Origin of the sequence: Holdemanella sp. MSK.7.32 (genome assembly GCF_024460475.1) — a bacterium.
In the GTDB taxonomy this organism is placed as follows: Bacteria; Bacillota_I; Bacilli_A; order Erysipelotrichales; family Erysipelotrichaceae; genus Holdemanella.
This window is the reverse complement of sequence record NZ_JANFYN010000008.1, coordinates 1-24,948: the sequence shown is the minus strand read 5'-3', so window position 1 is coordinate 24,948 and position 24,948 is coordinate 1. Positions and strand designations below refer to the sequence as shown.

23 protein-coding genes are annotated in these 24,948 nt (G+C 34.3%); all 23 read left to right on the top strand.

The annotated features are described in order from the left end of the window. Window positions 1-29 precede the first annotated feature (29 nt). Window positions 30-884, top strand: a complete 855-nt coding sequence (locus NE544_RS03205; protein WP_256268305.1) for a class C sortase — start codon at window positions 30-32, stop codon at window positions 882-884. Beyond that, window positions 881-1,900 carry a SpaA isopeptide-forming pilin-related protein gene (locus tag NE544_RS03200; RefSeq protein ID WP_256268304.1) on the top strand — a complete coding sequence of 340 codons (1,020 nt, stop codon included), beginning with the start codon at window positions 881-883 and terminating at the stop codon, window positions 1,898-1,900. The genes NE544_RS03205 and NE544_RS03200 overlap by 4 nt, the downstream gene beginning before the upstream one ends. A gap of 131 nt (window positions 1,901-2,031) precedes the next feature. Then, window positions 2,032-2,886, top strand: coding sequence for a hypothetical protein (locus NE544_RS03195; protein ID WP_256268303.1), 855 nt, complete (start codon window positions 2,032-2,034; stop codon window positions 2,884-2,886). 53 nt (window positions 2,887-2,939) lie between these two features. After that, complete coding sequence (locus NE544_RS03190) at window positions 2,940-4,376, top strand: XRE family transcriptional regulator (protein ID WP_256268302.1); 1,437 nt, start codon at window positions 2,940-2,942, stop codon at window positions 4,374-4,376. 292 nt (window positions 4,377-4,668) lie between these two features. Beyond that, window positions 4,669-5,109: a hypothetical protein gene (locus NE544_RS03185; protein WP_256268301.1), complete on the top strand. Its 441-nt coding sequence runs from the start codon at window positions 4,669-4,671 to the stop codon at window positions 5,107-5,109. 63 nt (window positions 5,110-5,172) lie between these two features. After that, window positions 5,173-6,312 carry a hypothetical protein gene (locus NE544_RS03180; RefSeq protein ID WP_256268300.1) on the top strand — a complete coding sequence of 380 codons (1,140 nt, stop codon included), beginning with the start codon at window positions 5,173-5,175 and terminating at the stop codon, window positions 6,310-6,312. A gap of 289 nt (window positions 6,313-6,601) precedes the next feature. Next, the gene (locus NE544_RS03175) at window positions 6,602-6,877 is read left to right on the top strand and encodes an HU family DNA-binding protein (protein ID WP_256268299.1); all 276 of its coding nucleotides are present in this window, start codon (window positions 6,602-6,604) and stop codon (window positions 6,875-6,877) included. Between the two features lie 250 nt (window positions 6,878-7,127). Next, window positions 7,128-8,090, top strand: coding sequence for a DUF5011 domain-containing protein (locus NE544_RS03170; RefSeq protein ID WP_256268298.1), 963 nt, complete (start codon window positions 7,128-7,130; stop codon window positions 8,088-8,090). 15 nt (window positions 8,091-8,105) lie between these two features. Then, window positions 8,106-8,276: a hypothetical protein gene (locus NE544_RS03165; RefSeq protein WP_256268297.1), complete on the top strand. Its 171-nt coding sequence runs from the start codon at window positions 8,106-8,108 to the stop codon at window positions 8,274-8,276. Between the two features lie 9 nt (window positions 8,277-8,285). After that, window positions 8,286-8,537 carry a hypothetical protein gene (locus NE544_RS03160; RefSeq protein ID WP_256268296.1) on the top strand — a complete coding sequence of 84 codons (252 nt, stop codon included), beginning with the start codon at window positions 8,286-8,288 and terminating at the stop codon, window positions 8,535-8,537. Between the two features lie 144 nt (window positions 8,538-8,681). Continuing rightward, window positions 8,682-9,461 (top strand): hypothetical protein, encoded by a 780-nt coding sequence (locus NE544_RS03155; protein WP_256268295.1) that lies wholly within the window; start codon window positions 8,682-8,684, stop codon window positions 9,459-9,461. 14 nt (window positions 9,462-9,475) lie between these two features. Next, the gene (locus NE544_RS03150) at window positions 9,476-11,515 is read left to right on the top strand and encodes a conjugal transfer protein TrbL family protein (RefSeq protein ID WP_256268294.1); all 2,040 of its coding nucleotides are present in this window, start codon (window positions 9,476-9,478) and stop codon (window positions 11,513-11,515) included. Continuing rightward, a complete protein-coding gene (locus NE544_RS03145; protein WP_256268293.1) occupies window positions 11,515-11,913 on the top strand; it encodes a hypothetical protein in 399 nt (132 codons plus the stop codon). The genes NE544_RS03150 and NE544_RS03145 overlap by 1 nt, the downstream gene beginning before the upstream one ends. Window positions 11,914-11,990: 77 nt before the next feature. Further along, a complete protein-coding gene (locus tag NE544_RS03140) occupies window positions 11,991-14,555 on the top strand; it encodes a VirB4 family type IV secretion system protein (protein WP_256268292.1) in 2,565 nt (854 codons plus the stop codon). Then, window positions 14,555-16,306, top strand: a complete 1,752-nt coding sequence (locus NE544_RS03135; protein WP_256268291.1) for a phage tail tip lysozyme — start codon at window positions 14,555-14,557, stop codon at window positions 16,304-16,306. The genes NE544_RS03140 and NE544_RS03135 overlap by 1 nt, the downstream gene beginning before the upstream one ends. An 11-nt stretch (window positions 16,307-16,317) precedes the next feature. Continuing rightward, the gene (locus NE544_RS03130; protein ID WP_256268290.1) at window positions 16,318-16,863 is read left to right on the top strand and encodes a hypothetical protein; all 546 of its coding nucleotides are present in this window, start codon (window positions 16,318-16,320) and stop codon (window positions 16,861-16,863) included. Between the two features lie 311 nt (window positions 16,864-17,174). After that, window positions 17,175-17,747, top strand: a complete 573-nt coding sequence (locus tag NE544_RS03125; RefSeq protein ID WP_256268289.1) for a helix-turn-helix transcriptional regulator — start codon at window positions 17,175-17,177, stop codon at window positions 17,745-17,747. A gap of 17 nt (window positions 17,748-17,764) precedes the next feature. Further along, on the top strand, window positions 17,765-18,250 hold the full coding sequence (locus NE544_RS03120) for a hypothetical protein (RefSeq protein WP_118114376.1): 486 nt from the start codon (window positions 17,765-17,767) through the stop codon (window positions 18,248-18,250). 581 nt (window positions 18,251-18,831) lie between these two features. Beyond that, a complete protein-coding gene (locus NE544_RS03115; RefSeq protein ID WP_256268288.1) occupies window positions 18,832-20,964 on the top strand; it encodes a VirD4-like conjugal transfer protein, CD1115 family in 2,133 nt (710 codons plus the stop codon). Between the two features lie 3 nt (window positions 20,965-20,967). Next, a complete protein-coding gene (gene mobL, locus NE544_RS03110) occupies window positions 20,968-22,368 on the top strand; it encodes a relaxase MobL (RefSeq protein ID WP_256268287.1) in 1,401 nt (466 codons plus the stop codon). A gap of 19 nt (window positions 22,369-22,387) precedes the next feature. Then, window positions 22,388-22,615, top strand: a complete 228-nt coding sequence (locus tag NE544_RS03105; protein WP_256268286.1) for a hypothetical protein — start codon at window positions 22,388-22,390, stop codon at window positions 22,613-22,615. Window positions 22,616-22,636: 21 nt separating this feature from the next. Next, complete coding sequence (locus NE544_RS03100; RefSeq protein ID WP_256268285.1) at window positions 22,637-23,368, top strand: hypothetical protein; 732 nt, start codon at window positions 22,637-22,639, stop codon at window positions 23,366-23,368. Window positions 23,369-24,414: 1,046 nt separating this feature from the next. Further along, entirely contained in the window at window positions 24,415-24,813 is a 399-nt protein-coding gene (locus NE544_RS03095; protein ID WP_256268284.1) for a hypothetical protein, read from the top strand. Window positions 24,814-24,948: the final 135 nt, after the last annotated feature.

Below are 24,948 nucleotides of genomic sequence, written 5' to 3'. Positions count from 1 at the left end.
CCACCTTCCATTTTTGGAGGTGCTGAATTTTGAAGTCGATTCTTAAAGCAATAAAAGAAACGAGCTGGACAGTACGTATCCTTGTTATTATTGGCATAGGATTGTGTTCGGTTCCGCTTGTTTCAAGTATTCATAGTGGTATTCAGCAAAACAACATGATTTCCACATATGAAAGTGAAGTAAAACATACTGACAAATCAAAAGTCAAAGAGCAGATACAATCGGCTCAAAAGTACAATGATATGTTATTTCAAACCAGAGGTGCATCGGTCGGAAACATTGACACTGAAATACTTTCGGACGAAAACTACGAAAGTATTTTAAATCTGACTGGCAAAGGTATCATGGGTTCAATTGAAATACCAAAAATAGACGTTGACCTTCCAATTTACCACGGAACAAGTGATGATGTATTGTCAAACGGTGTAGGTCATTTACAGAACTCATCATTTCCTGTCGGTGGTGAAAATACACGTACTGTTCTGACGGGTCATAGGGGTTTGCCAAACGCAAAGCTTTTTACAAGGCTGGATGAATTAAAAAAAGATGATTTGTTTTATATCCATGTTGGTAACAAAACATTAGCTTACCAGATATATAAAATTGAAATCGTAAAAAAAGAAGAAGCTCCTGATGTTCTTGGGATAGAAGAAGGCAAGGACCTTGCAACTTTGTTGACTTGTACTCCTTATGGAATCAACACGCACAGACTGATTTTGACTGGTAAACGTGTACCATACAGTGAAAAGAAAAAAGAAGCCATTGAACCAGAAATGATGAGCTGGCGAGAATTGTTATTTACAGCACTTCCATTTTTGATTCTTTTTTTGTTGCTTATTAGATTTATTTTAAATAGAAGAAAGGAGAGAAAGTTAAAGTCATGAAGATTCTGAAGAAAATCGGTTTAGCCTTGAGTTTGATGCTGGTTTTAGTACCATGCTTAAATCTACAGGCTAAAGATATTACAGAAAATCCAGAAGTTGGGGACGTAACAATTCTACCTGAAGAAGATTTGACTAAAGTACCTGACAATGGTTTAGGGTCAATTTCAGTGGAATTAACAGATCCATATGATAAATACCTTTCTAAAGAAAATGTTAAATTTGGTGTAGTTCAGATTGCTGACATCGTAAAGGGAGAATATATCATTAAATATAAACCTTTTGCAGACAAGGATTTGGACTTGAATGAGATTAAAACAGCGGACGAGATTGACAAAGTAGCCAAGGATATGGCTAAAAAAGTCGAAACTCCCGACTATGAAATGACAACGGATGAAGAAGGCAAGGCAACTTGCAAAGACCTTCCAGTAGGTGTATATCTAGTCTATGTTGAAGATTTATCTGATTTTGAAACAATTACTCCATTTATTGTTGGAATTCCAACATGGGATGATGAAGATGAATTGTTCCAGTATGATGTAACAGTATATCCAAAACATACAGCTTTACCACATATCCTAGTAAATAAAGTTGATAGTGTGACAGGACAGAATATCAAGTCAAATAAGTTTGAGTTCACATCATATTCTCAAGAAAACTGTGCTGAAAGTTCAAAACTTGAAACAATTGCAGGCGATCAGGAAACTGGTACTGCTGAATTCTTGATTCGATATGGTACAACTTATATCAAAGAATCAAGTGCTCCTCAAGGATATAAGCTATCTGATGAAGTGGTAAAAGTTAAATTTACTGATGAAGGATTATTTGTAAATGACAAGGAAGTACATGTAGATGATAATCATCGTTATTCAATCGTATACCAGAATGTCTTGTTGCCTAGTGTAAACACAGGTACTGCTAAAAACAAAGACATGATGTATATGATGTTAGGTATTGTTGTTATCGCATTAGGTGCTTCAATTGCAACTGTTCGCAAGATTCGCAAAAGTGAAGATTAATTTTTAAAAGGAAGGTACACACCTTCCTTTTATCACATATGAAACTAAATATATATGTTAGTTTCATATGTGATAAATGTGTTGAAAACACATTTTAAGGCAGATTGCCTTAATTTTGAAAGGAGTTAATTATGGCAAGATTCAAAGAAGTGGAAGATAAAAAAATGGAAGAAAATAAACAAACAATTGCATATGAACCAGTAAATATATTTGATTTACAAGATGAAGAAACACTTGTTATTGCAAAATTCGGAATTGAAGAAATACGGGCTATGCTATATATGACACAATATCTGAAGCATAACGAAAATTTAGAAAATAGTGAAATTTCTAAAAATACATTTGATGAGGTTATTAATGAATGTGATGAAAAGTATACTCTAATGAAAAATAACTATTTGTCAATGTATCCAGATGCAGATATAAATAATTTATATTTATATTGTTACATACGTAAAGGAGACCTTGTATTAAGAGTAGCTCAATCATTAATTAGCAAAGATGCTTTATATGGCGCATTTTCAAAATGGATTGAGTTATCCCAAAATAAAGAAATTAGTAATAACTTAAAACAATATGCTTTTGCTGAAAATGAAGAAGGAGCTAAGGCTGAAATCATTTCTTTAGAAGACATATATAAAATAGATGATATCAATGATCGCATTACAACGGGTAACGCTCTATTAGCTATTAAAAATTTTAGTGCTAGAAAAAATTGTATACAATTCATTATTGATACTATGGGAATTTTAACAGAACAAGAAGAAAAGAATATTATAGAATTTGTAAAAAAGCTATCTAAAGTTAATTATATTGTCTTAAAATTTACAAATCGAGGAATTCTACTTTCACCTGTAAAATCTATGAATGGATTAAATTCTTTACGTATATTATTTAGCAATGTTTATATCATTAATAAAACATCTTCTAATGAAATGAACAAAATATTAAACAAATGTCTATTTAAGGCAGATTGCCTTAAGTAGGATTTGTTGCTAAAATTATGATGATGTAAAAGTGAAAGATGAGGTGATGAAGGATGTATAAAGATTTTGTATTAAAAAACAAAGACATAGAAATTCTAAAATTTAGAATTGAAGATTCACTTTATGGTGATTATGAATTGACAATTCTTGAAAGATATAACATAAATAATTTTCTTTATCCCGTTGGATTAAAAGCCGACGATTCAAACGAACTATTAGAATGGATACAGGAAAGAAATATCCCTAAAAATCGTGCCTTTGTAAATGAGATTTTGGCAAGTCTGGGACTTCATGGGAATGATTTGATTGGAATTTTGACAGTTGGAAAAGGTCTTTCGTTGAATGATCCATATTGGATTGTTGATCCGGATTTTACGGGGTTGTTTAAAGATTACAATCTATATGAGAATGATTTTAATAAATCTGTTGCGTTGATCGCATATACAGGTCATGGACATTCAAATAGCATTGGTACAGTCGCAGAATTGACAACGAACGGTTCTCTTAAAAAGGCTTGGAGAAGAATCAATGGTGATGTCGTGCTTTATAAGGGAAATGTTCATGGCAATTTGTATACAAACCATGGAAAAGAAGCTTATGCTGAGTATTATGCTTATAAAGTTGCACATCAAATGGGATTAAATGCAATTGCCTATGATTTAGATATATGGCAAGATGAATTATCGAGTACATGTAAATTATTTACTGACATAGATACATCTTTTGTTCCTGCATCAAGATTCTTAAAAGGAAAAAAAACAGTGAAAGCCATCGTAGATTTTTATAAAAATCTGGGAGATGAATTTTATCAGGATTTTTGCTCGATGATGGTTTTTGATGCATTGATTTGTAATACAGATAGACATCTGAATAATTTTGGTGTATTAGTTGATAATGCAACTAACAAGATAAAGTGTATGGCACCTTTGTTCGATCATGGGTATTGTATGTTTGACGAGCCAAGACAATATATTTACGAGTCACCAGAAAAACTAAATGAATATGTTAAAACTTTAGATCCTGTTTTTGGTAAATCATTTGCTGAAAACGCAAAGACTTTTTTAGGAAATCGTCAAAAAAAGGAATTAAGACACATCCTAGACTATAGAATTGAAAAACACGATAGATATAATCTTCCTGAAGCTGAATTGAATTCTTTCAATCAAGTTTTACATGATAGAGCAATAGCAATTTTGGAAAATACATTAGAATTGAATTTAAACTATCTTGTAAATGATAAGAGGGAGCTTTCATTTAAAGAACTAGATGGTAATGCTCAAGAAATTGCTTTGCAGGAAATAAAATATGACTTATGGGATCTTTATGGTGTTGAATTAGATGAGCAAAATCAGAATGAATACTTAGATTGCTTTACATTCAAACCGACATATGACAGAGCAGGTACGTGTGTTAATATAGAATACATACAGAATGAAGATGTTGAAGATGTAATAGCAAGAATGAATGACACGTTAGAATATGAATTATAGCTTAAGGCAAATTGCCTTAAGTTTTTTATTTTTATTACATATATTGTTTTCTAAGGCAATTTGCCTTAGAAAAAGGAGGTACAAAAATTATGAGCGAGGACATGATAAAGAAAAAAAAGAGCAAATTATCAATTCATTCCAATTCCAAGTGTTGGATGATTTGGAGCTTGCTCTATCTACTTTAGATGATAAGTATTCATTTTATAAATGTCAAGTTGCGATTACTTGAATACAAAAGAATTAGATATATCTATTTAAGGCAAATTGCCTTAATGATGTAAGGAGATGATAAATGATGTACTTTAATAATGATATTAAGATCAATAAATTTAAAAACGAATCTGATTTTAAAAGTTGTTTGATCTGTCTGTTACGCGCAGACAGTGCACAGAGATGGACGAATGACTTAACCTCAAAAAATGAATTATTTACACTTGGCGATCCAACAGATACAGGTGTATTTCGCTTTAAGCTGGATACACGCAAATCAATAAAAGAGAATTTCTATAAGCAGTGGAAGCAGGATATAAATCATCTCTATTTTTCCGTAGTGGAATGTCCTAGAGATGACATTTTTGAATGGAATGAAAATATGCATAAGGAAATGCAGAAAATTATCAAGGATATGATGTGTAAGCACTATTATCCGATTCTTATCATCGTACATAACGATCAGCCTAGGGATTTCTGTCATTTCCATATGGTTCTGGATTATATTGATCCAGACCAATAAATTGTAAAGATGGTATTACTGTCATTATGAAATATGCAGGATGAAGGGAAGGTGGTGCAAAGAATGCATTTAAAAAGATATTTATGTACTGGAATGTTATCCTCAATAATGTTGGTATCTTCGTCATTTGGCATACAGGCGAAAAGTACCAGTACATTGCACATAGAATTGACGGGTGGTTTGGGAACGGCAGAAATCATGACGGATGAAGATATAACCTATCCAGTGGATGGTGGAGATGATTCTTTTTCCTTTGACAAGGGGACACAGTTAAAAATAACGATTCATTCAAAATATGGTATCGACTCCGTACAAGATGATAGTTCCGTCTTAAAACAAAATGGTAAAAAAATCGAAAAGATATCTGCAAAAGATTATACATTTACTTATAAGACACAGGATATGGATACCAATTTGACTATAAATCTGACTGAGATGCATTCTCGTTTTAAAATCACATCAATTACTACCGATGAAAATGGTGAAGTAATGCCAGGTTATGTTAAATATGGTTGTGTTAAAAAAAGCCTTTATGAAGAAACAGATGAGAATATAGAAGAAGCTATTGAATTAGCACAAGAAAATGGTTTGGAAAATGACTATCAAATTTTAGAGTCTGATGAAAATGGAGTACTTCAAACGAAAGATTTTTTAAAGGGCACTTACATTATTAAAAAATTGGATGATGAATCTGAATCTGAGCCTTTTGAGCTGATAGTAACTAGAAACAAAGACATTCCATATACGTATATCCATCTAAATAATAGATATGAGTTTTCTTCTGATAAAACAGGGACAGTAAAAATAATTGAAAGCAACCAGTATATTAAGTCAGCAACAAGAATCATTTTGAAAAATAAGAATGATAAGCTTGTTGAAGATAATGGAACATTTAAAATCAAAATGCTGAACAGTGAAGGGATGGTGTTGAAAAATTATAAAAATGACTATTTAAAAACAGATAAAAAAGGGTATATCAGTATGTATGACGGTGTACGTTGGATAAGTACATTTACATTAAAAAAAGGCATGTGTGTCTTGCCTGTGGTTCTTCCTGATGGAGATTATAAAATTGTAAAAGCTGACCTAAAGGATGTATGTTTAAAGACTTTTGATTTTAAAATTTCATCCAATACCATATCCGGTTTAGATGGTGATAGTCAGCCAATTAGCAACACTGTATTGCAGGTAAAAGGAAATTAATGTATGTACGATTTTTCAAAAATCAAATTTGATACGTTCTGGAGAGAATCGCAGAACAGGATATATTTAGATGATATGTATGAACCTTTGCCTAACGCACCTAAAGATGTCATAGATAGTTATAATCGTTATAAAGATCAGATAAGTCATGTAAAACAAAACATATTAAAATCTATGTATAAAGGAATATAATCGTTAAGGCAGATTGCCTTAACGATTGAATTGTTTGTATTTTTTTTAATCTTATATTAAAGTAAAAAAGGAATTCATAACAGAAGGAGAAATTAAAATGAACAAAAAAGATCTAGTACAAAATATTATTATGAGCAACCCCACATTAACAAAAAAGAGTGTGGACGAAATTGTAAACAGTGTGTTTGATAATATGGTAGAAGCCTTATCAAAAGGAGAAACAGTAGATGTTTTTGGATTTGGTAAATTTGAAGTCACTGAACGTGGAGAACGTGATGGAATCAATCCTGCAACAAAGGAAAAAATCAGAATCAAAGCGTCTAAAAATGTTAAATTCAGACCTTCAAAATCATTAAAAGAAAAAGTTAACTAATTGTTTTGCATTAGTTTATATTCTGGCTTTCATGTCTTATATCGACTTTTTTCCACATGATGTAAGTCCAGATAGTTCAAGTCCTGTACCCTGACAGGACTTTTTTTAGTTGCAGTGACTGATTAAATGCGGTGATTAATTAATAATAACTGAAAGGGGTTTGATATACCTAAATAGATTAAGATTAGATGATAGGTCCTCATGGTGAGGACTTTTTTAATGTTTTAAATTGATGTGTAAGGGGGAGTTTATGAAAAAATTAGAACGATTATGTTGTGTCTTAATGATGTTTTTGACACTTATTGGCTGTAGCTCATCTACACCTCAGACACACGATGTGATTTTTCAAGATTCAATCCGTATTGATTTAGGGGATGAGGATGTAAATACAGCAGAGTATGTGAAGCGTATTGATTCATACCCAATATCCGGCTCATCTATTGACGGAAACAAGATACATGTAAGTAACATTACAATGGTCTGTCCATCGTTAAAAAAAGGGGATCTGGAAAAATTAGGCAAGCAGGAGCTTATCTATACGATTGGCGATGAAAAATACACAGTAGAAGCAAATATTGTTGATAGCGTCAAACCTGTAATCAAGGTCAAGGACAATAGCTTGACTTTTGAAGTAGGCGAAATGAAAGGTATCAACAACTATTATTCTGTGTCGGACAATTATGATGCTTCCAAGGATGTAAAGGTAAAAGTCAAAAACATTGATAAATTGAATAAAAATAAGACAGGGACTTATAAGTTAGTAATCAAAGCTTGGGACACATCAGGAAACACAGCATCCAAAAAACTAACAGTTATTATTAAAGACACTAAAAAAGAACAGGAAGAAAAACAAAAAGAAGAGGAAAGGAAAAAAGAGGAAGAAAAGAGAAAAGCAGAGGAAGAAGAAAAGCAAAGAGAAGCGGAAAGGCAACAGCAACAACAGCAGAGTGCTCAGCAATCTCAAGCACCTTCTACGAATACAAATAACAATGTATCAAATTCACCTGCAACATCTAATTCTTCCGCCCAGACTCAACAGCCAAGTAGCAGTACACCTGTTACAAGGGATTATTTGTTTTCACAGGGGTATGATATGTCATCAGCACCGAGTGCCTGTCAATCCGCATTAATGGCATCTGGACGTTCAGGGTCATGTACACCATTACAGGATAGCAATGGCATCTATCTTGGAATGCGACTTGTTTTAAATTAAAAGGAGGATATACTTATGAATCTTGCAATTACTATTTTTGACATTGCCATGATGACACTTGTTTCTTGGGTTTTCTTAAAAAAACCATTAGAAGAAAAAGATATCGAAGGTGGTCAGTCTTTATTGTTACGTATTGTTATCGGTATCGTTGCTGGACTAGTTGTCAGCTTTATGATGAGCTTATAGGAGGTTTTTATGGGAGCTTGGAGTCAATTGTTTGAAGTTTTTAATCCTGCATTGACATCTTTACAGACATTCTTGCAGGCAATTGCAGTATTAGGAGCAGGATGCTTTGCTGCATACTACAAAATTCGTGAGATGTTTGCTGGTCCACAGGAAGATCAAATGTATTCACAGAAAACTAAAGGTGTATTTATAGGATTGATTTTCGTGTTTATTATTCCAGTGTTGATTAACATCTTCAAAACATTATTTATGAAAAGTTAATTTTAAATAAAGAGGGTTGCGGGTTTTCGCTACTCTCTTTTTTAAGATTTATAGGACAAATTATTCTGTTGTTCTATAAATCTTAAAATTAAGGCAATGTGCCTTAATTTTTGAGGTGCATATATTACAAGGAGGATAAGAAATATGCCGGTAATGGAAGAAAATAAGTTTGAAACTGCGAAAGTGGCTCTGGAAAAGAAATTTGAATTTGAGCCGATCGAAAAGAAAATCAGTGAACTTGGATGGGATAAAGATAATAATATTATCATTACCTATTATCAAAATGTTATTGGTTATCTGGAAAACACGAAACAGGTATGTGGGTTTATGGATTGGTTTGATAAGGAAAAAAATGACATTGATGTGAGAAATTTTAATGTATCCAATGTTTCATCGCTTCTAAAACAATTCTATGTTTGGTTTTTTGATAAAAAGCGTGAACAATACACAGAAGTTGAAATAATGGCTGAAGAACAGGATACAACAAATGATTTGTACCATGACACAGCGGATGAAAATGAATCAAATGCCTGTGTTCATGTAGATAACAGTGAGATCATGGAATCTTTATCCGATTTAACAACGATAGCCAAAGATACAAATACTTCTGTACAGGATTTTAGAAAGGAAGAAGCCAGTGCTAAAACATATGGTGTTGTTGTTTCTATGGAAGGTTTGTTAAAGGAACAGATGAAGAAGCAAACGATGAAAAAAGCTTCTTTTGAACAGGTGGAAGGTTTATCAAATGATGTAAAAGGATTAATAAATAAATCTGAATCCATGAAGACAGTTGTTGATAGAATTGATAAAGCTTTGCCTAAAAAAGTGGAAAAGATGTTTACAGCCTTTGATCTTACGAAAGCATTTTTTGCTGGACTAGGTACAGCAGTATTGCTTATAAAGCTTGTACAAGTAGCATTCTAAGAAAGGATGATTATATGATACATAATGTAATATTTGCTGTGGCAACACTTCCAAATAACCACTATCTTTTCGGTGGATTGATTGAAGGTGTAAAAAATAATGTTGTTCGTGGTGCACAGGATCTGTTACAGTCATTTTTTTGGAGTATTCTAAGTGGTCTTTTAGGTATGGTCAATTCACTTTTGAATTCGATTGTAAATGGTGTTATTGGTCTTGACCTGTTTTCCCACAATGAGTTTTTATCGACTGCTTTTAACTGCTCATTAGCACTGATGTTTCTTGCAATTCCGGCTAAGATCACATGGGAGATTGTTTCAGCTATGATACGTGATGATGATGCAGGTATGGATATACATAAAAAATTGGGCAGTACTGCTTTAGGTATTGCGATTGCCTGTTCACTGACTGTAGGAATTACAAAAATTATCAATCCAGTCATGCAGGATGCATCAAAAGCAATTTTAAATGTAAATCTGACAAATGAAGTAAAAGCGGATTCAGCTACATCCCAATTAGGTGATTCTCTGATTGAATCTGTTCTGATCTCCTTTGGTGGATTACCAAAAGACGGAGATTATGGAGCTTCAAAATTTGTAGAGCAGTACAACAAAAATGAATTAAAGATCACAAAACGTGATGGTGATAATTACGTATGGGACTTTAGTATTTTTATGGCAATTGTTGGAATGTGTGTATATGTAGTAATGCTTTTTGTCATATGTATACAGATTGCAGTGCGAGTCATTTCCATAGGTTTTTATTATGTCATAGGACCGCTCGCCTGTACAAGTATGACAAACCCTCAGAATCCGCAGGCATTTAATGTGTGGAAAGCGACGATATTTGGAGCATGGGCACAGAATCTGACACAGATATTTCTGTTGTCACTGTTTGTAGGACTTCTCGAATCTATATCATCAGCAACATCAACCATGCCAGTAGCGTCCGTTGCACTTTATTTTGGTGCATTTTCTCTTATCATGACTGCACCAAACTTTGTACAGGCTATGATTGGTGGATATGCTTCTGGTATTCTTGATACTTTAAATCAGTTCAGAGGTGGACTTGGTATGGCTAAAAGCTTGGTGTCAGGTGCTGTTGGCTCTGTAATTGGTCGCAGTAACCCACATACAGGACACTTGGAAGGTGGAGCACGTGGCAAGATTTTAGGTGATGTCAACGGTCAAGGAAACCGTGTCGGTGGAGCACGTGGAGCAATATTCGGTAATCCAGATAGTAATGGTAATCGTACAGGTGGTATAAAAGGTGCTGCATTAGGTAATTCCATGAATATGGGTGGTGTTACTGGTAGACAAGGTGGTATTCGTGGTGCCATTTTTGGTAACGATCAGTTGGCATCTGGTGTTGGTGGCAGTATTGAACGTACAAGAGCTGGTGGTATGGCGAACATTGGCGGTAAGAAAAGAACAGATTCTTTCAACTCCGCAGGGCAACAAACAGGCTCAATGCAGAAAAGACGATTATCGGCTTTCAGAGGGTCAGATACTATAGCATTTAACCCAGAAACCGGTGCTCAGATGGGCGATCCAGTACATCAAAGAGGACCAGTGCCTATGTTTTTAAGCGATTTAGGTAATCGCTTCTCTGGTGGTGGAGGTAGCGACCAGTCGAGTGATGGTGGCGGAAGTGATACATCCACACCAAATTACACTTCTTTTAATTCCGGTGGTGGCGGTGCTTCTGGTGGAGGAAGTTCAGGCGGAACAAGCGGAGGTTCTGGTGGTTCTTCTGGTGTTGGTGGCAGTACAGGTGGTGCTCATTCTTTCCAGATGCATAGCAGTGCTTCGACACGTAACAGTTTAGGCGGAGCACAATCTTCAGGTCCAAAGCCACAGCCACAAGGTCAAAGGCCTTCATCAAGCACAAAGCCTGCTGTTAGATCGTCTGGTACAAATGGTAATACTAAACCTCGCAGTCAAGCTCAAAAGCCAAGTGCTTCAGGTGTACGTACATATACAATGAAAAGCAGTGGTGAAATTCGAAATTCATTAGGAAATAGAAACAATAGTAATGAAAGTAGAGGTAAAAAATAATGGGATACAATAAAACTACAATCATCGTTGATAAAGAATCCGTCAAGCCGATTCTGATTTGGAAATTTTCTGGCTTAGATTGTGTGTTCATGGTTGCAGGATACCTTGTAGTGTATTATCCAGTAAAATTCTTTTTCAATGATTTTATTGGATTGATTATGGGAGTTGCTATGTTTGCTCTTGTAGGTGTTCTGCTTGTTGAAATGCCAGATCATTTATCTATTATCCAGCATATACAGATGTGGTATAACTACCGTTATAAACAGCCAAAAGAATACTTTTACATTCCAAAGGAACGAACACATGGTACAGTCAAAACAAATTCTGATGAGGATTCAAAGGAATGGATTGAATATCAGAATATGATTCAGGAAAACAGATTGTCAAATGAAAATTAAGGCAATCTGCCTTAACTTAAAGAAAGCAGAGAATGACCGATTGAGTCATTCTTTTTTTAATATAAAGGAGTACATTAATGTTTGGGATTTTTAAAAGAAAAAATAAAAATAAGGATATAGATCCTGTTAAAGAAAAACAGAAACTTGTCAACGACAGTATCAAAAACTCCAAAAAGGAGAAAAAAAAGAAAAAGAAAAAACAGCCGAAGATTGATAGATTTGACATCAGAGATGCCATCCCTTTTGCATATGACGAAGAAAAGAATATGTTCAAGGACCTTGATGGAAACTATATCATGATGGTTCGTACAGCAGGAACAAATATTTTCGGTTTCAAGGACAATGACCAGTATGCATTTATACGTGCGTTTTCAAGGATCTTCAACAATTCGATTGGTGCAGGGCAGATCTATTCGTATATGGTTGGTGCGGATGTGGATGGATATGTAGCTGATTTTCAGTATTTTAAAGATAGCTTAAATTTATCAAACCCACAGGATCGCATTCGATATGAAATTTTGGATGAAGCACAAAGAAGATTGAAATATACAGCATTGACAAAAGAACTTGTGGATCGCTGTTTTGTGTTTATCCTAAAAGGACAGGATATTTTTCAATTAGAACAGAGATGCCAGGAAATTGTTGCTACACTTGGTTCTTATCAAAAGACAAGCATATTAGATTTTATGGATACATTTCTTGTGATCTATAACTTCTATCACCCACAGGCATCGAAATTGTTTACTGAAATGGCAAAAGAAGCCGATGATATCATGGATTATTTATATCCAACACGCATTGGTATGGTAGATGTAGGCTTTAGACAATGTGTTGAACTTGACAGAGTGTTTTGTAGAACAAAATTCATTCATATTTATCGAAAAGAACCGGCATTTGCATTAATGAGTTATTTAGCTACAGCAGGTGATATTGATTTTTCTATGCATTTCAAGCCAGCTGAAAGTGGAGCATTAACAAAAAGTCTTGACAAGGAAATTCATAATATCGAACGCAATATGCAGAAAGCAAAAGATGCATCTACTCAATCAAAGCTGATGAAACAGTTTGATAAGACACAGACAATGGTTGAAAAGATGGTGGCTGAAGGAGATACACCATTTGATTTCACAGTATTCTTGCGTATCAAAGGTGACAGTGTTCAGCAGGTCAATGAAATTTGTAAGGATTTAGATGATTCTTTTGTTTCGATGGGGATTCAATTTAGCGATGGTGTGTTTGAACCTTTGGAATTATTTAACTGTACAGCTCCGATTCTATATGATTATGAATTAAAGGACAGATTCTACAAAACTACTACTACAGCTACACTAGGATGGATGTATCCGTTTGTTTTTGAAGCTCTATACGATTCTACACAGTATTCTCAGGATGTTCATTACCCGCCAGTATATATAGGTAATACGATACAAACTAATGGTGTTGTTTTCTATGACAACTTTACGAAGAAAGACGATCGTTCCAACTACAACGAATTTGTTGTCGGTAACTCCGGTATGGGTAAAACATTCTTTTTGATGTGGCTGATCTACAATCGTTGTGGTCTAGGCTACAAGCAATATATTCTGGATGTAGAAGGTAAGGAATTGAATAAGCTGACTTATGAATTAGGTGGTGCGAATATTGACTGTTCAAATGGTGAAAAAGGTCGTATCAATCCATTACAGATACGTTTCAACGTACCTGACAGTGATACAGGGGATGGTAAAGTACCTTTAGATCAGATTTATCCGCTTGAACAGCATATCCGCTTCCTGAGATCATTTTTAAATGCATATAAAGGCGATTCTGATGAGATTGGTATCCTTCATACCAACTTGATTGAACGTGCTTTAACACACGTTTACGGGCTTATTAACATAGACTTTAAGACAACAGCTCAATATATTCTGGATAATTTCAAAAGCGAAGATTATCCTATCTTTTCAGATGTTTATGACACGATTCAGGCATGGCTGAAAGAGATCGAAAAGCAACCTCATCCTGATCGTGCTGAAATTGAGCGTCATAAGGTTTGTCTAGCATTCTTAGAGCCGATTGCCTATGGTGCCGATGCCAACCTTTTCAATGGTCATACGAACGTAGATTTATCAGCAAATGTTATCAACTTTAATTTAAGTGCATTGCAGGACAACACAGGCTCACGTGTGCTTGCAACGCAGTATTACAACGTTTTGTCTTATATCTGGACTGATATCATCTCTGACCCATTCAACCGCAGAAAACAGCTTTATGCGGATGAATTCTCAGTTATTATGGATCCTCGTTATCTTGACATCATGATGTATTTCCAGACAGTTATCAAACGTGTTCGTAAATATATGGCAGGCTTGACTCCCGCAACTCAGCAGATTAGTGATGTTTTAAAAGATTCGGTAAAGGAACAGGGTGAAGCCATCATTGAAAACTCCGTATACCAGTTTTATTTTGGATTAGGTGCAGAGGGTATCGAATACTTCAAGAAAACACATTTGATTCCAGAATCAGAACAGGAATTCGTGCAGTTTGCCAATATTGGTGAATGCTATGCCAAGATTGGAACAAGTACAGCCATGCGAGTTCGTATTCAAATTGGGGATGAAGCCTTTGCTAAATTCACACGAATGAAAGACGATAGACAATAATGGGAAGTCTAATAAAACATGCGAAAAAAATAAAGAAAGCATGTATCGGTATTGCCACAGGAATAACTGTTGCAACGATGATGATACCACCTATCGTTTTATCACAGATGATAATGATGGATCAGGAAGATAAATGCTCATCTGAAGCAACTGGAAGTATTGATGTATCATCAGATGGTACTGTAGAAGAAAATAAAAAGGCAATCTGGAACTACTTTAAAGCTTCTGGGTATTCGGATGAAGCAACAGCAGGCATCATGGGAAATATGTATGCAGAAAGTGGATTCAAGCCGGGTGCTTCTGAGATTGGCGGAGCTGGGTACGGACTTGTTCAATGGACAACACAAGGCTATAAAACAGCTTTAAAAAACTATGCTGCACAGCAGGGAAAGGAAACGAGTGATTTAAAATTACAGCTTGACTTTCTCTGTATTCAGCAGTTGCCGACTTTCAAATGGTCTGTAAGAGGAACCACTTATTTTAAGGATACAGAAGAACTTAAAAAAAGTAACAGCGTTACAAAGGTGACAGAAGCGTTCATGAACTGTTTTGAGCGTTGCAACACATCTTATGTTTCATGTACTGTAGAGAGAAGATCGCAGTACAGCATGAAAGTATACAACCAGTTTCGTGGACAGAGTGCAGATGCGGACTCTGCTTCAACAGGTATCAGTGGTCGAATATTATGGGTAGGCGATTCACGGACTGTAGGTATGCAAAGTGCAATTACCGAAGGAAAGAACAAGTGGATATGTTCTGTAGGAAAAGGTTACAACTGGCTAGTAAATACAGCAATCAGTAAAGTGAACAAGGAATTGAAAGATACAGATACCATTGTTGTCAATCTAGGTGTCAATGATCTGAATAATTACGAAAAATATGTAACTAAGTTGAATGCATTAGTTGACTCAGACTGGAAGAAAGCAAAAAGTATTGTGGTTATGTCAGTCAACCCAGTCGACGAAGCAAAATGTGCAGGAAACTATGTTATAAAAAATAGCCAGATCGAAAAATTTAATACATATCTCAAAAAGAATCTGAGAAAGAAAATCGTTTATGTTGATACATATACTTCACTTTTAGGAAATATTCAAACAAATGACGGACTGCATTATACAAGTACAACCTACAAGACCATCTATGACATGATACGTGATACTCATACAGGCTCAAGTACAGACTCAGCGTGTGAATCTGAAGGCTCTGGTGGAATACTTACAGCAGAAGGTGTAATGATTGATTTTGATTCAAAGTACTACACTTACAGTGCCGATATTAACGAAGGAAACCCTAACGTATGTGCGGTAAATAAGCCACAGTGGTGGCCATATGGTGCAGCATGTACAAATCAATCAATAACAGGTAAATTTAACAAAATGATTTGTTCTTCATACGCTTCTGGACGATACTGGGATGTAAATTATCATGATTCACCTTATCCATTGCCGACAAACTGGGATCAAAAATTAACGGTAGATCATGTAGCACCTGGCAGTGGGAAGTATTCAAAAGATATCAACAATCCGATTCCTAAATCCATCGTTTCGATTACTTCATCGAGCGGTGGAACTATGCACGTTGCATTTATCGAAGGAGTAGACGTAGATGGTTCTGTTGTGATTTCGGAATGCAACGCAAACAGAAACGAACCAAAATATGGATTCCGTTGTCAGAAATGGAAGAGCGTAAAAGAATGGGCAGAACGTACCCTTGGTGCGGGAACTAAATTGAATGGTTTTTATGGAAAGTAGATGATAAAAATATGTTAAAAAAGATTTTAATAGGAATTGTAGTCCTGATAATTGTATGCTTTGGGGGTTATGATATTTATACTCGTATACAGAAAAGTCATGAACCAGAACTTGTATTTGTGGACAAGGATCTAAGGACTGTAGCGGAAGATAATTTTAATCCATATTATTATGTGATTAAAGCTGAAGATTATCGTGGTAAGGACATCAATGATAAAAAGCATCTTGCATATAAAGTCAAAAACAAAGGGAAAAAAAGTGTTAAAGTCATTTACATCTTAACAGATGATAAGGGACATTTTGTACAGAAGGAATTGACTTTAAAAAAAGTAAAGACTGTAAATTACACACCGGAAGGAGAACAAAACGGTGCATTGAGTAACGCACCTAAAAAGGAAAATAAAATATTTTTGTTCTCTGATTATGACCAAATTGCTATACGTGCAATGGCGGAAGCAGACAATTATGGACATGAAAGTTCACAGAATTACACAGTCAATCCTGCACTCGATGAGAATGGTGAATTAATTGGATATGAGTGTGTGTTTTTGAACTAATGAAAGGAGAATGGGGATGCATAATCAATACCAAGGTAGATTTGAAAAAGAATACTGGGTACGCAGAATATGTGCATTGATACAAAATATCAACGACTTATCTGGTTCAAATATCGACTTAAAAAGTGAAATAAACATTTGCAAATTCAGGGACGAAGATTACTGCATCGTCACTTATTTTTATTACAGTAAGCTGTACTGCTCGTGTATAAAAAAAGCAATGGGCAGACACGATGAACGAAAGGTTAAGGTCAGCAAAATATAATTAATTTTAAAGATTATAGATATTAGATAAATGATGAGGTGATGATATGGCGGATAAAATGAATATCGAGTTGGATACTGTACTGGCTAACGAATTGAAAGATGCTAGAACGCATAAGCAATTATCACAAGATGAAATTGCAAATCTAGTAGGTATATCCAGACAGAAGTATCAAAGAATAGAAAGTTGTATGATGAATTCTGTGGATGATAATTTGTTAAGAAAACTGGCTGAGGTTTTAGAACTTGATTATTTTACACTTGTTAATAACAGGAACGTGTTTAGGTTAACAGTTAATATAACTAAAGAGAAAAGAAATGACCTTGTGCATTTGAAGGATGACAAAGGTTTCAGCAGTATATCTGAAACAATTAAATATTGCATTGAATACACATTAAATGATATTTCAAAATCAAATGTTTCAACTGAAATCATGATTGATGTACGTGAAGCTATCGTAAACACATTCATTCAGGAAATGGATAAGCTTTCCCATGCACATGAGATGGATGTACTTATACTACAGTATCTTGATGATAAATATGGCACGAATTCAAATGAATTACGTACCGACATCGAACAATATCTTGCTAACATTAAACATTCTAAAAAGTATTGATTGAGGAGGTGATTGAAATGAAAATCGTTATGTTTTGTGATAAGTATCTTTATCGAAAATTAAACATGGCATTTCCAAAATACAGCGAGAATGATGCTGTTATTGGAAGCCTTTTTTCAGAAGATGAGTTTGACAATTTTCATGTATTAGACAAGGATTTTATCAATTTGGCTTTTAATCCAGTGGATGGTATAAAAGATATTTATTTACTCTTAATACAGAAATCATGGTACAGTGATCCAACTTGTATTAACATCTGTAAGTATGTAAAACTGCTTCATCCTGAAACAAATATTGTGTTCTTTATGGATGAACCTTACGCTTCACATCTTTATTTCTGTAATCGTATTGTAAAGGAGAAGTTAGGCTTCTTAGCCTACGATACAGACGAACTTAAAACCATTCTAATGAATGCTTTTAATGTATCGCAGGATGATTATACTTTACCTAAATTATCACAATCAAAAATAAAAAAACTTGAAAAACAGTACATGAACAGTTAACTGTTCAGCCTGCTTTTCTTTCTCTTGTTGGTACAATATTGTACCTTTTTTATTTTCTATAAAATTTGGATGAACACAGATATTAAGTACCTTAATTTCTGTGAAACCAAACAATTCCTGATATTCTTTTTCGTATTTTAATGTACTCAATTATTAAATATCTTCCTTGTTTGTCATCCTTAATTAATCTTCTTATGATGTGCTCTAATGGTTCAAACAGAGCACATATTTCTAGACTTTTATTCGCTTAATTTAGTGAGCAAAACACGCTTCTAAAAGTCATCAGGATAAGCACTGCATCAGCAGTGAGCATTTAAGGGCCTTGCAACCAGTGGTTGCAAGCATATTTAGCCTTCTTCCTTGATTTTCCTCTTGTGCATCATTTTGGGCAATGCTCAAAATTTGCTCACTTCTGTTTTTCTTTAAAAGTGCTTCCTGAAGGCTAAATAAGCCTTCAGGGTGCATTTTTCCTTATAGTGGGCATTTGCCCGCTTTTCTTGACCCAAAAGTGGAGCTTCAAGGTATAAATAGCCTTGTGCTCACACTTTTTCTTTAATTTCTTTAGAAAGGAGACTTATTCCATGTCAAAAAACAAAAGTCAAAGTACAGTTACGACAACTTCAACAAGTCTTTATTTATCTTTGATATGTCTTTTTCCAGTCATGTTTTTGATTTCTTATCTGATTTTCTACATGATTGATACTATGCTTTTGAAGCTCGATGTTTCTTTTGTTGATTCTTTTTTAAATCATAAAAGGGATGGTGCAATAACAGGTATTTGTATGTGGGCATTATGTTTTTATTATGTTGCTTTTGGCTTGAAAATAAATCGACCTCAGCAATCTAACGTGATTGCTACTGCACGCTGGCGAACCCTGAAAGAACAAAAAAAATATTTTGGTGAAGCACCAATTGATACAACACAACATCTAGATGTTGGCGGTGCTCCCGTGCATATGATTTCAGATAAAACTTTATTATATGAAACAGATTCATTTCATGATTACTGTGTTGGTACTACCGGATCTGGTAAATCTAGAAAGATTGTTCGTCAGTTGGTCATGCTTGCAAGCATGGCAAGTGAAAGTATGATTTTCCATGATCCAAAAAAAGAAATGTATAACGATTTTCATTTATACCTTTCGAAGAAGCAAGGTTACAAGGTACATGTGATTGATTTCCGTAATCCTGAGTATTCAGATCATTGGAATCCATTGGATGATATTACAGACTGGGCCGTTAAAGATCCGGATGAAGCAGATGAATATGCTCAGGATCAGGTTGAATCTATTGTTGATGGAAATTCAAATTCAGAACCAATATGGATTGATGGACAAAAGGCATTGATTATTTCTTCGTTATTAGAAGTCGCATCGGCTCCCATTGCACGTGCTAAAAAAAATTATTATTCACTGGTACAAATGATATCTCTGCTTGGTAAGACAAAAAGAATTGATGGAGAAGAAAAGATGGTACTATCCGCATATATGGAGTCATTGGATGAAACATCTGTATCTCGATTAAGTTTTGCTACAATCGCCACTGCACCAGACAAAACAAGAGGGTCATTTATAACTTCATCTCTTGCATCTATTCGACCATTCACTAGTCGAAAATTGATGAAGGTGATGAGTAAATCAGATTTTAATTTCCGTAGTTTCAAGGATGGAAAACATGCACTGTTTATTGTGGATCCAGATGAAAAGAAAAGATATAATCCGATAACAGCGATGATGATTGAAAGTGCATATAAGACACTTGTTTATGAAGCAAACCAGCGTGATGACTGTAAATTGGAAAAGCGTGTTCATTTTATTTTAGATGAGTTTGGAAACATGGCAAAGATCCCTAACTTTGATGGGAAAATGACTGTAGCACGTTCACGAAATATCCTGTTCCATTTATATTTGCAGGACTATGAACAGATGAACGAAAAGTACGGTGATCATATTGCACACATCATTCGTTCAAACTGTAACTTGTGGTATTTTATTTCAAGCGCTGACCATGATGTTTGTAAATCAATCAGTGATAATATTGGTGAAGAAGATATTATGGTTGAATCGTACAGTAATAATTTTAATAACAATGTTACTTCCACTGGTAGTGGTGTAAATATTGGACATCAGAAAAAACCTTTGATTACACCGGACGAACTTCAGAATATGGATGTTAGTGATGGAAATGGAATTATTGTATATCGTTCTAAGCTAGGTCCATGCAAAGTTTATTTGCCTGACTGTTCTCAATATTCATGGTATAAGGAAATGGAAAATGAAATTGTACGTGTACGCAAAGATGGATTCGAGTTAGAGTATGCAATTCCACGTTATATTGTATTGTCACCAACCATTTTGGCAAGTGCAGGAATCAAATTGCGATTGAATGACTCCTCTCGTGTTTCACCAAGAGGAGTCGGAAAAGAAGAACCATTATTATCAAAAAATATGTACTGGTATTGGTCTTCACGTGATGATTTAGAGGAATCAGTTTTTTCCCATGTTATTGAATATTTAAAAAAGATAGATCTTTTAGAATCCAAGATTTCAGTTCAGACGTTGATTCGTAATTATATGAAGTCAGACGAATTCATTGAATGGTTACACTCTATTGATACCAACGTTTCTGATAAAGATTTGGATGAAGTGAAAAGAAATTTAGATGATATTGAAATCACTGATAACGATAATGCTTTTTCGGATGCTTGGAGTTAATCTATGGCAGGTATAATTGTTAAATATAGATTCCAGCATACACAGTACTCCAACAAAAATCTCAATGCGGTAGAAAAAAATAACACAGTAAATACAGCTGATGCATTTGAATACTGTGATCGTGATGAAGCCTGCGATAAGACCTTAGTATCAACAGGCGAAGCATTCAATTATGCAGATTACCGATTAGGAAGTGCGGGCAGTATAACAAATGGCGGTAAGCCTATTGATGCATTACGTATGCAGATGATATGTGACCAGTACAAACCACCTGTATTGTATGGAATGATAATTTCTTTTGATCATGATTTTGCAGTAAAAAATCAAATTATTGATAAAAGGAACATGGATAAACTGATTGCAAAATCTATGAATTCAATTTTAAAAAAAATGAACCTAGAACCTGATAATGTTATTTGGACATCTTCATATCATACAAATACGGATAATCCGCATTGTCACATTAATTTTTATGAAAAGAAACAAACAAAGCGAAAACAGACTCTATCTAAACATCAGATAGAACACCTTAGATCGTCTATTGCAAGTGAAATGGAAATCAATACACTGCTGTATGTGAAACGTGATGAAGCCATGAATCATTTGATGGATTCCTTGGCTGGAATAGGATTCAGTAAAAATATGATGCGTGGGTATGAAGATATGATACAAAGGTCAAATAGTTCTCAGAAAGGCCTGGAACATATTTATAAAAAGTTGATTGCATTAAATAATGTACTTCCAGAAAAGGGAAGCATGAAATACAATTCAAAAAATATCCGTCCATTTCACAACCAGATTCGTGACATCATTGAGGATATCTATAAACTGGATGAAATCAAACCATTTGTGGATGAATATCGTAATATTTTAGAAGAAACACAGGAAATGCAGAAGGAACTTTATGGTACGGGTAAAGATGAGTACGAAGATGAGGATGGCGGTATTGTACATGGTCAAGGCAATGATGAAAAAAGACAGGACGAGTATTATCGTAGAAAGATGTATGAGCTTGAAACACGTTTAGGAAATATGATTTTACAAACGATTGTTAATGGAAGAAAAGATGTTGACAGAATTGAAAAAGATAAAAAGAAATTACATGAGTTAGAAAATAGAAAAACAAATTTGGATTGGGAGATCAATTCTAAAAAGTATTCCAATGAATACGCAGTGAACAAAGTTCATGACGAAAAATCAAAAAATAGTTTGAAAAGAAATTCTCGAAAAAAGATTATAAAATCTGTTTTTCATCGAAGATCAAACATGATATGTCATGCGACTGTAAATGATATGAGCAATGCAATCCAGAATGCTTATTATGCAAATCTGGACATAAAGCAGAAAGTGCAGGAAGCTACACGCAATGCACAAAGAGAAGCCTATGCAAGACAAATGTACTAGATAAAAGGAGATATAAAATATGGCTAGAAAATCAACAATTGAAAAATTAAAAACAAGAATCAGTGTCTTAGAAAAAGACAGACAAAGAAAAGTAGATGAACAGATTGAACTAATTTTAAAAACGGACCCAGATATTTTACAAATCAATGCACAGATTGACGATCTGAAAAAGATGGTCAAAGCATCTGAAGAATTAGAACGAAAAAAGGAAGAGCTTGAAAAACAAATGTTAGATTTACTGGATTAATTATGGTGGGGTGCTATTTATATGGTGAACAACCCATTAAAAGAATATTTTCTAAATTTAATGAAACTAAACAATTTAAAAAACTACAGAGAATTATCAAGATTTCTAAATGTCACATACGGAATTATTGGAAATACTATGCAAAATAATACGATTTTCGCATCTAGAAAATTAACGGAACAACTATCCAAAACATTACAACGCAAACCAGAAGATGTTTTATGTGATATTTATTCACCATACTTTTTCCAGTATTGTCCTGACTATTTAAAAATTGTCACTTTATCTTTATATTATCACTTTAAATACAAATTATATTGGGAGAACAATATTATTATTGAAAGTCATTTAGTCCGACTACCATACATAGAAAAGCAAATATCTATCCATGCAATTATGCGTCGAGAAGGATTAGAAGCAAAATATACTTTAGTTTTAGATTGGTGTAATATAAGTAAAGGCTTTTCTAAAGCCTTTATGGATAGTTCTGATTGTGTTTCAAACACAATGGATTTAATGAATCCGTCTTATAATTCGCTCTATTTTTTTATAACATCCGGATTGTTTGCTTTGTTGAAACTGAAATCTATGTCAGATATAAAACGAATTTTTGTTGTTTTTCCAACAGTCGATGCTGTTCATTATGAATGTATTAGAGAAATGTTATATGACTATCAAGGCGGTATCACACCTCTTTTATATGATAAGAACGCAGAATATTCAATACGAGATGTCGATATGCTCAATGGTTAAGGATATATATTTTGTTACCTGTCATTTCGCACAAATTTCTAGCATTTTTGTGTAGGATGTATGCTAGAATATAGATGTATTAAATAAGGTCGATTCACGGACCTTGGCAGAAATGCCGAAAGTACAGATGAATTGGAATCATACTTTCTTCATTCGTGAAGAGGTTAAAATTCTTCAGTAGTCTGTAATGCCATTTAAGGTTGTAGTACAGCACAAATCTGGATGGTAGTGAAGGTACGATCACCGCCTTTTTATAGTTTTTTTCGTTACAGTACAGCACAAATCTGGATGGTAGTGAAGGAAGAAATAGGGTTTCTCAAAAACATTGAAAGTTGCAGTACAGTACATTTTCACATGGTAGTGAAGAATGTAAGAAGTATTGGTGTATGTTGATGTACCCCAGAGTAAATAGTACATACCCTAGGGAAATTATTACTCCACCCTGAGAACTTTGTTCTCTGGGCGTTTTACTTTAATTAAAACATATGCAGATTTTGCGTATGTTTTTTTATGTAATGCTTGTCATTTCGCACAAATTTCTAGCATTTTTGTGTATGATATATGTTAGAATATAGATGTATTAAACAAGGTCGATTCACGGACCTTGGCAGTAATGCCGAAAGTACAGATGAATTAGAATCACACTTTCTTCATTCGTGGAGAGGTTAAAATCTTTTAGTAGTCTGTAATGCCATTTGAGGTTACAGTACAGCACTATTTCAGATGGTTGTGAAGGAAAGGAACATTAGGGAAATCAAATTAAAGGTTGCAGTACAGTACACTTTCACATGGTAGTGAAGAATGTAAGAAGTATTGATGTATGTTGATGTACCCCAGAGTAAATATTACATACCCTAGGGAAATTATTACTCCACCCTGAGAACTTTGTTCTCTGGGTGTTTTACTTTAATTAAAACATATGCAGATTTTGCGTATGTTTTTTTTATGAAATACCTGTCATTTCGCACAAATTTCTAGCATTTTTGCGAATTCAAAATGGTAAAATATAGGTAGATATAAATTTGAAAAGAAAGGAGTGAATTGCAATGGATGCAAACGAATTAAAAGAATGGAATAAGATCAGATCAAGAGAGTTAAAAGAAAAATTTCTAACATCTCAAAAAATTTTATATACCAACTATGGTCATAGAGAACTTGAAGTTATGGATTTTACAGTGGCTGAAGAAATGTTGAATAAATATTCTTTAGACGAACTGGAAAAAGAGGTTTTAGCCGATGTGGAATTAGAAAGAGGAAATAAACCAAGCGGATGCCTGATTGCATTAGATGTTTTGCAGAAAGCCGATGGTGATAAAACGGAAGCTGGCAAGATTTTAAATGAGATCAAAAATGCTGTGATTGCCTATTATGACTATCAAATCGAGATTGAAAAAATACGCTCTAAAGCCTTACGTAAACTGGATATTGAATCAGAAATTTCTTAAGGCATATTGCCTTAATTTATATATAAGGTCGATTCACAGACCTTGGCAGGAATGCCGAAAGTACAGATGAATTGGAATCATACTTTCTTCATTCGTGAAGAGGTTAAAATTCTTCAGTAGTCTGTAATGCCATTT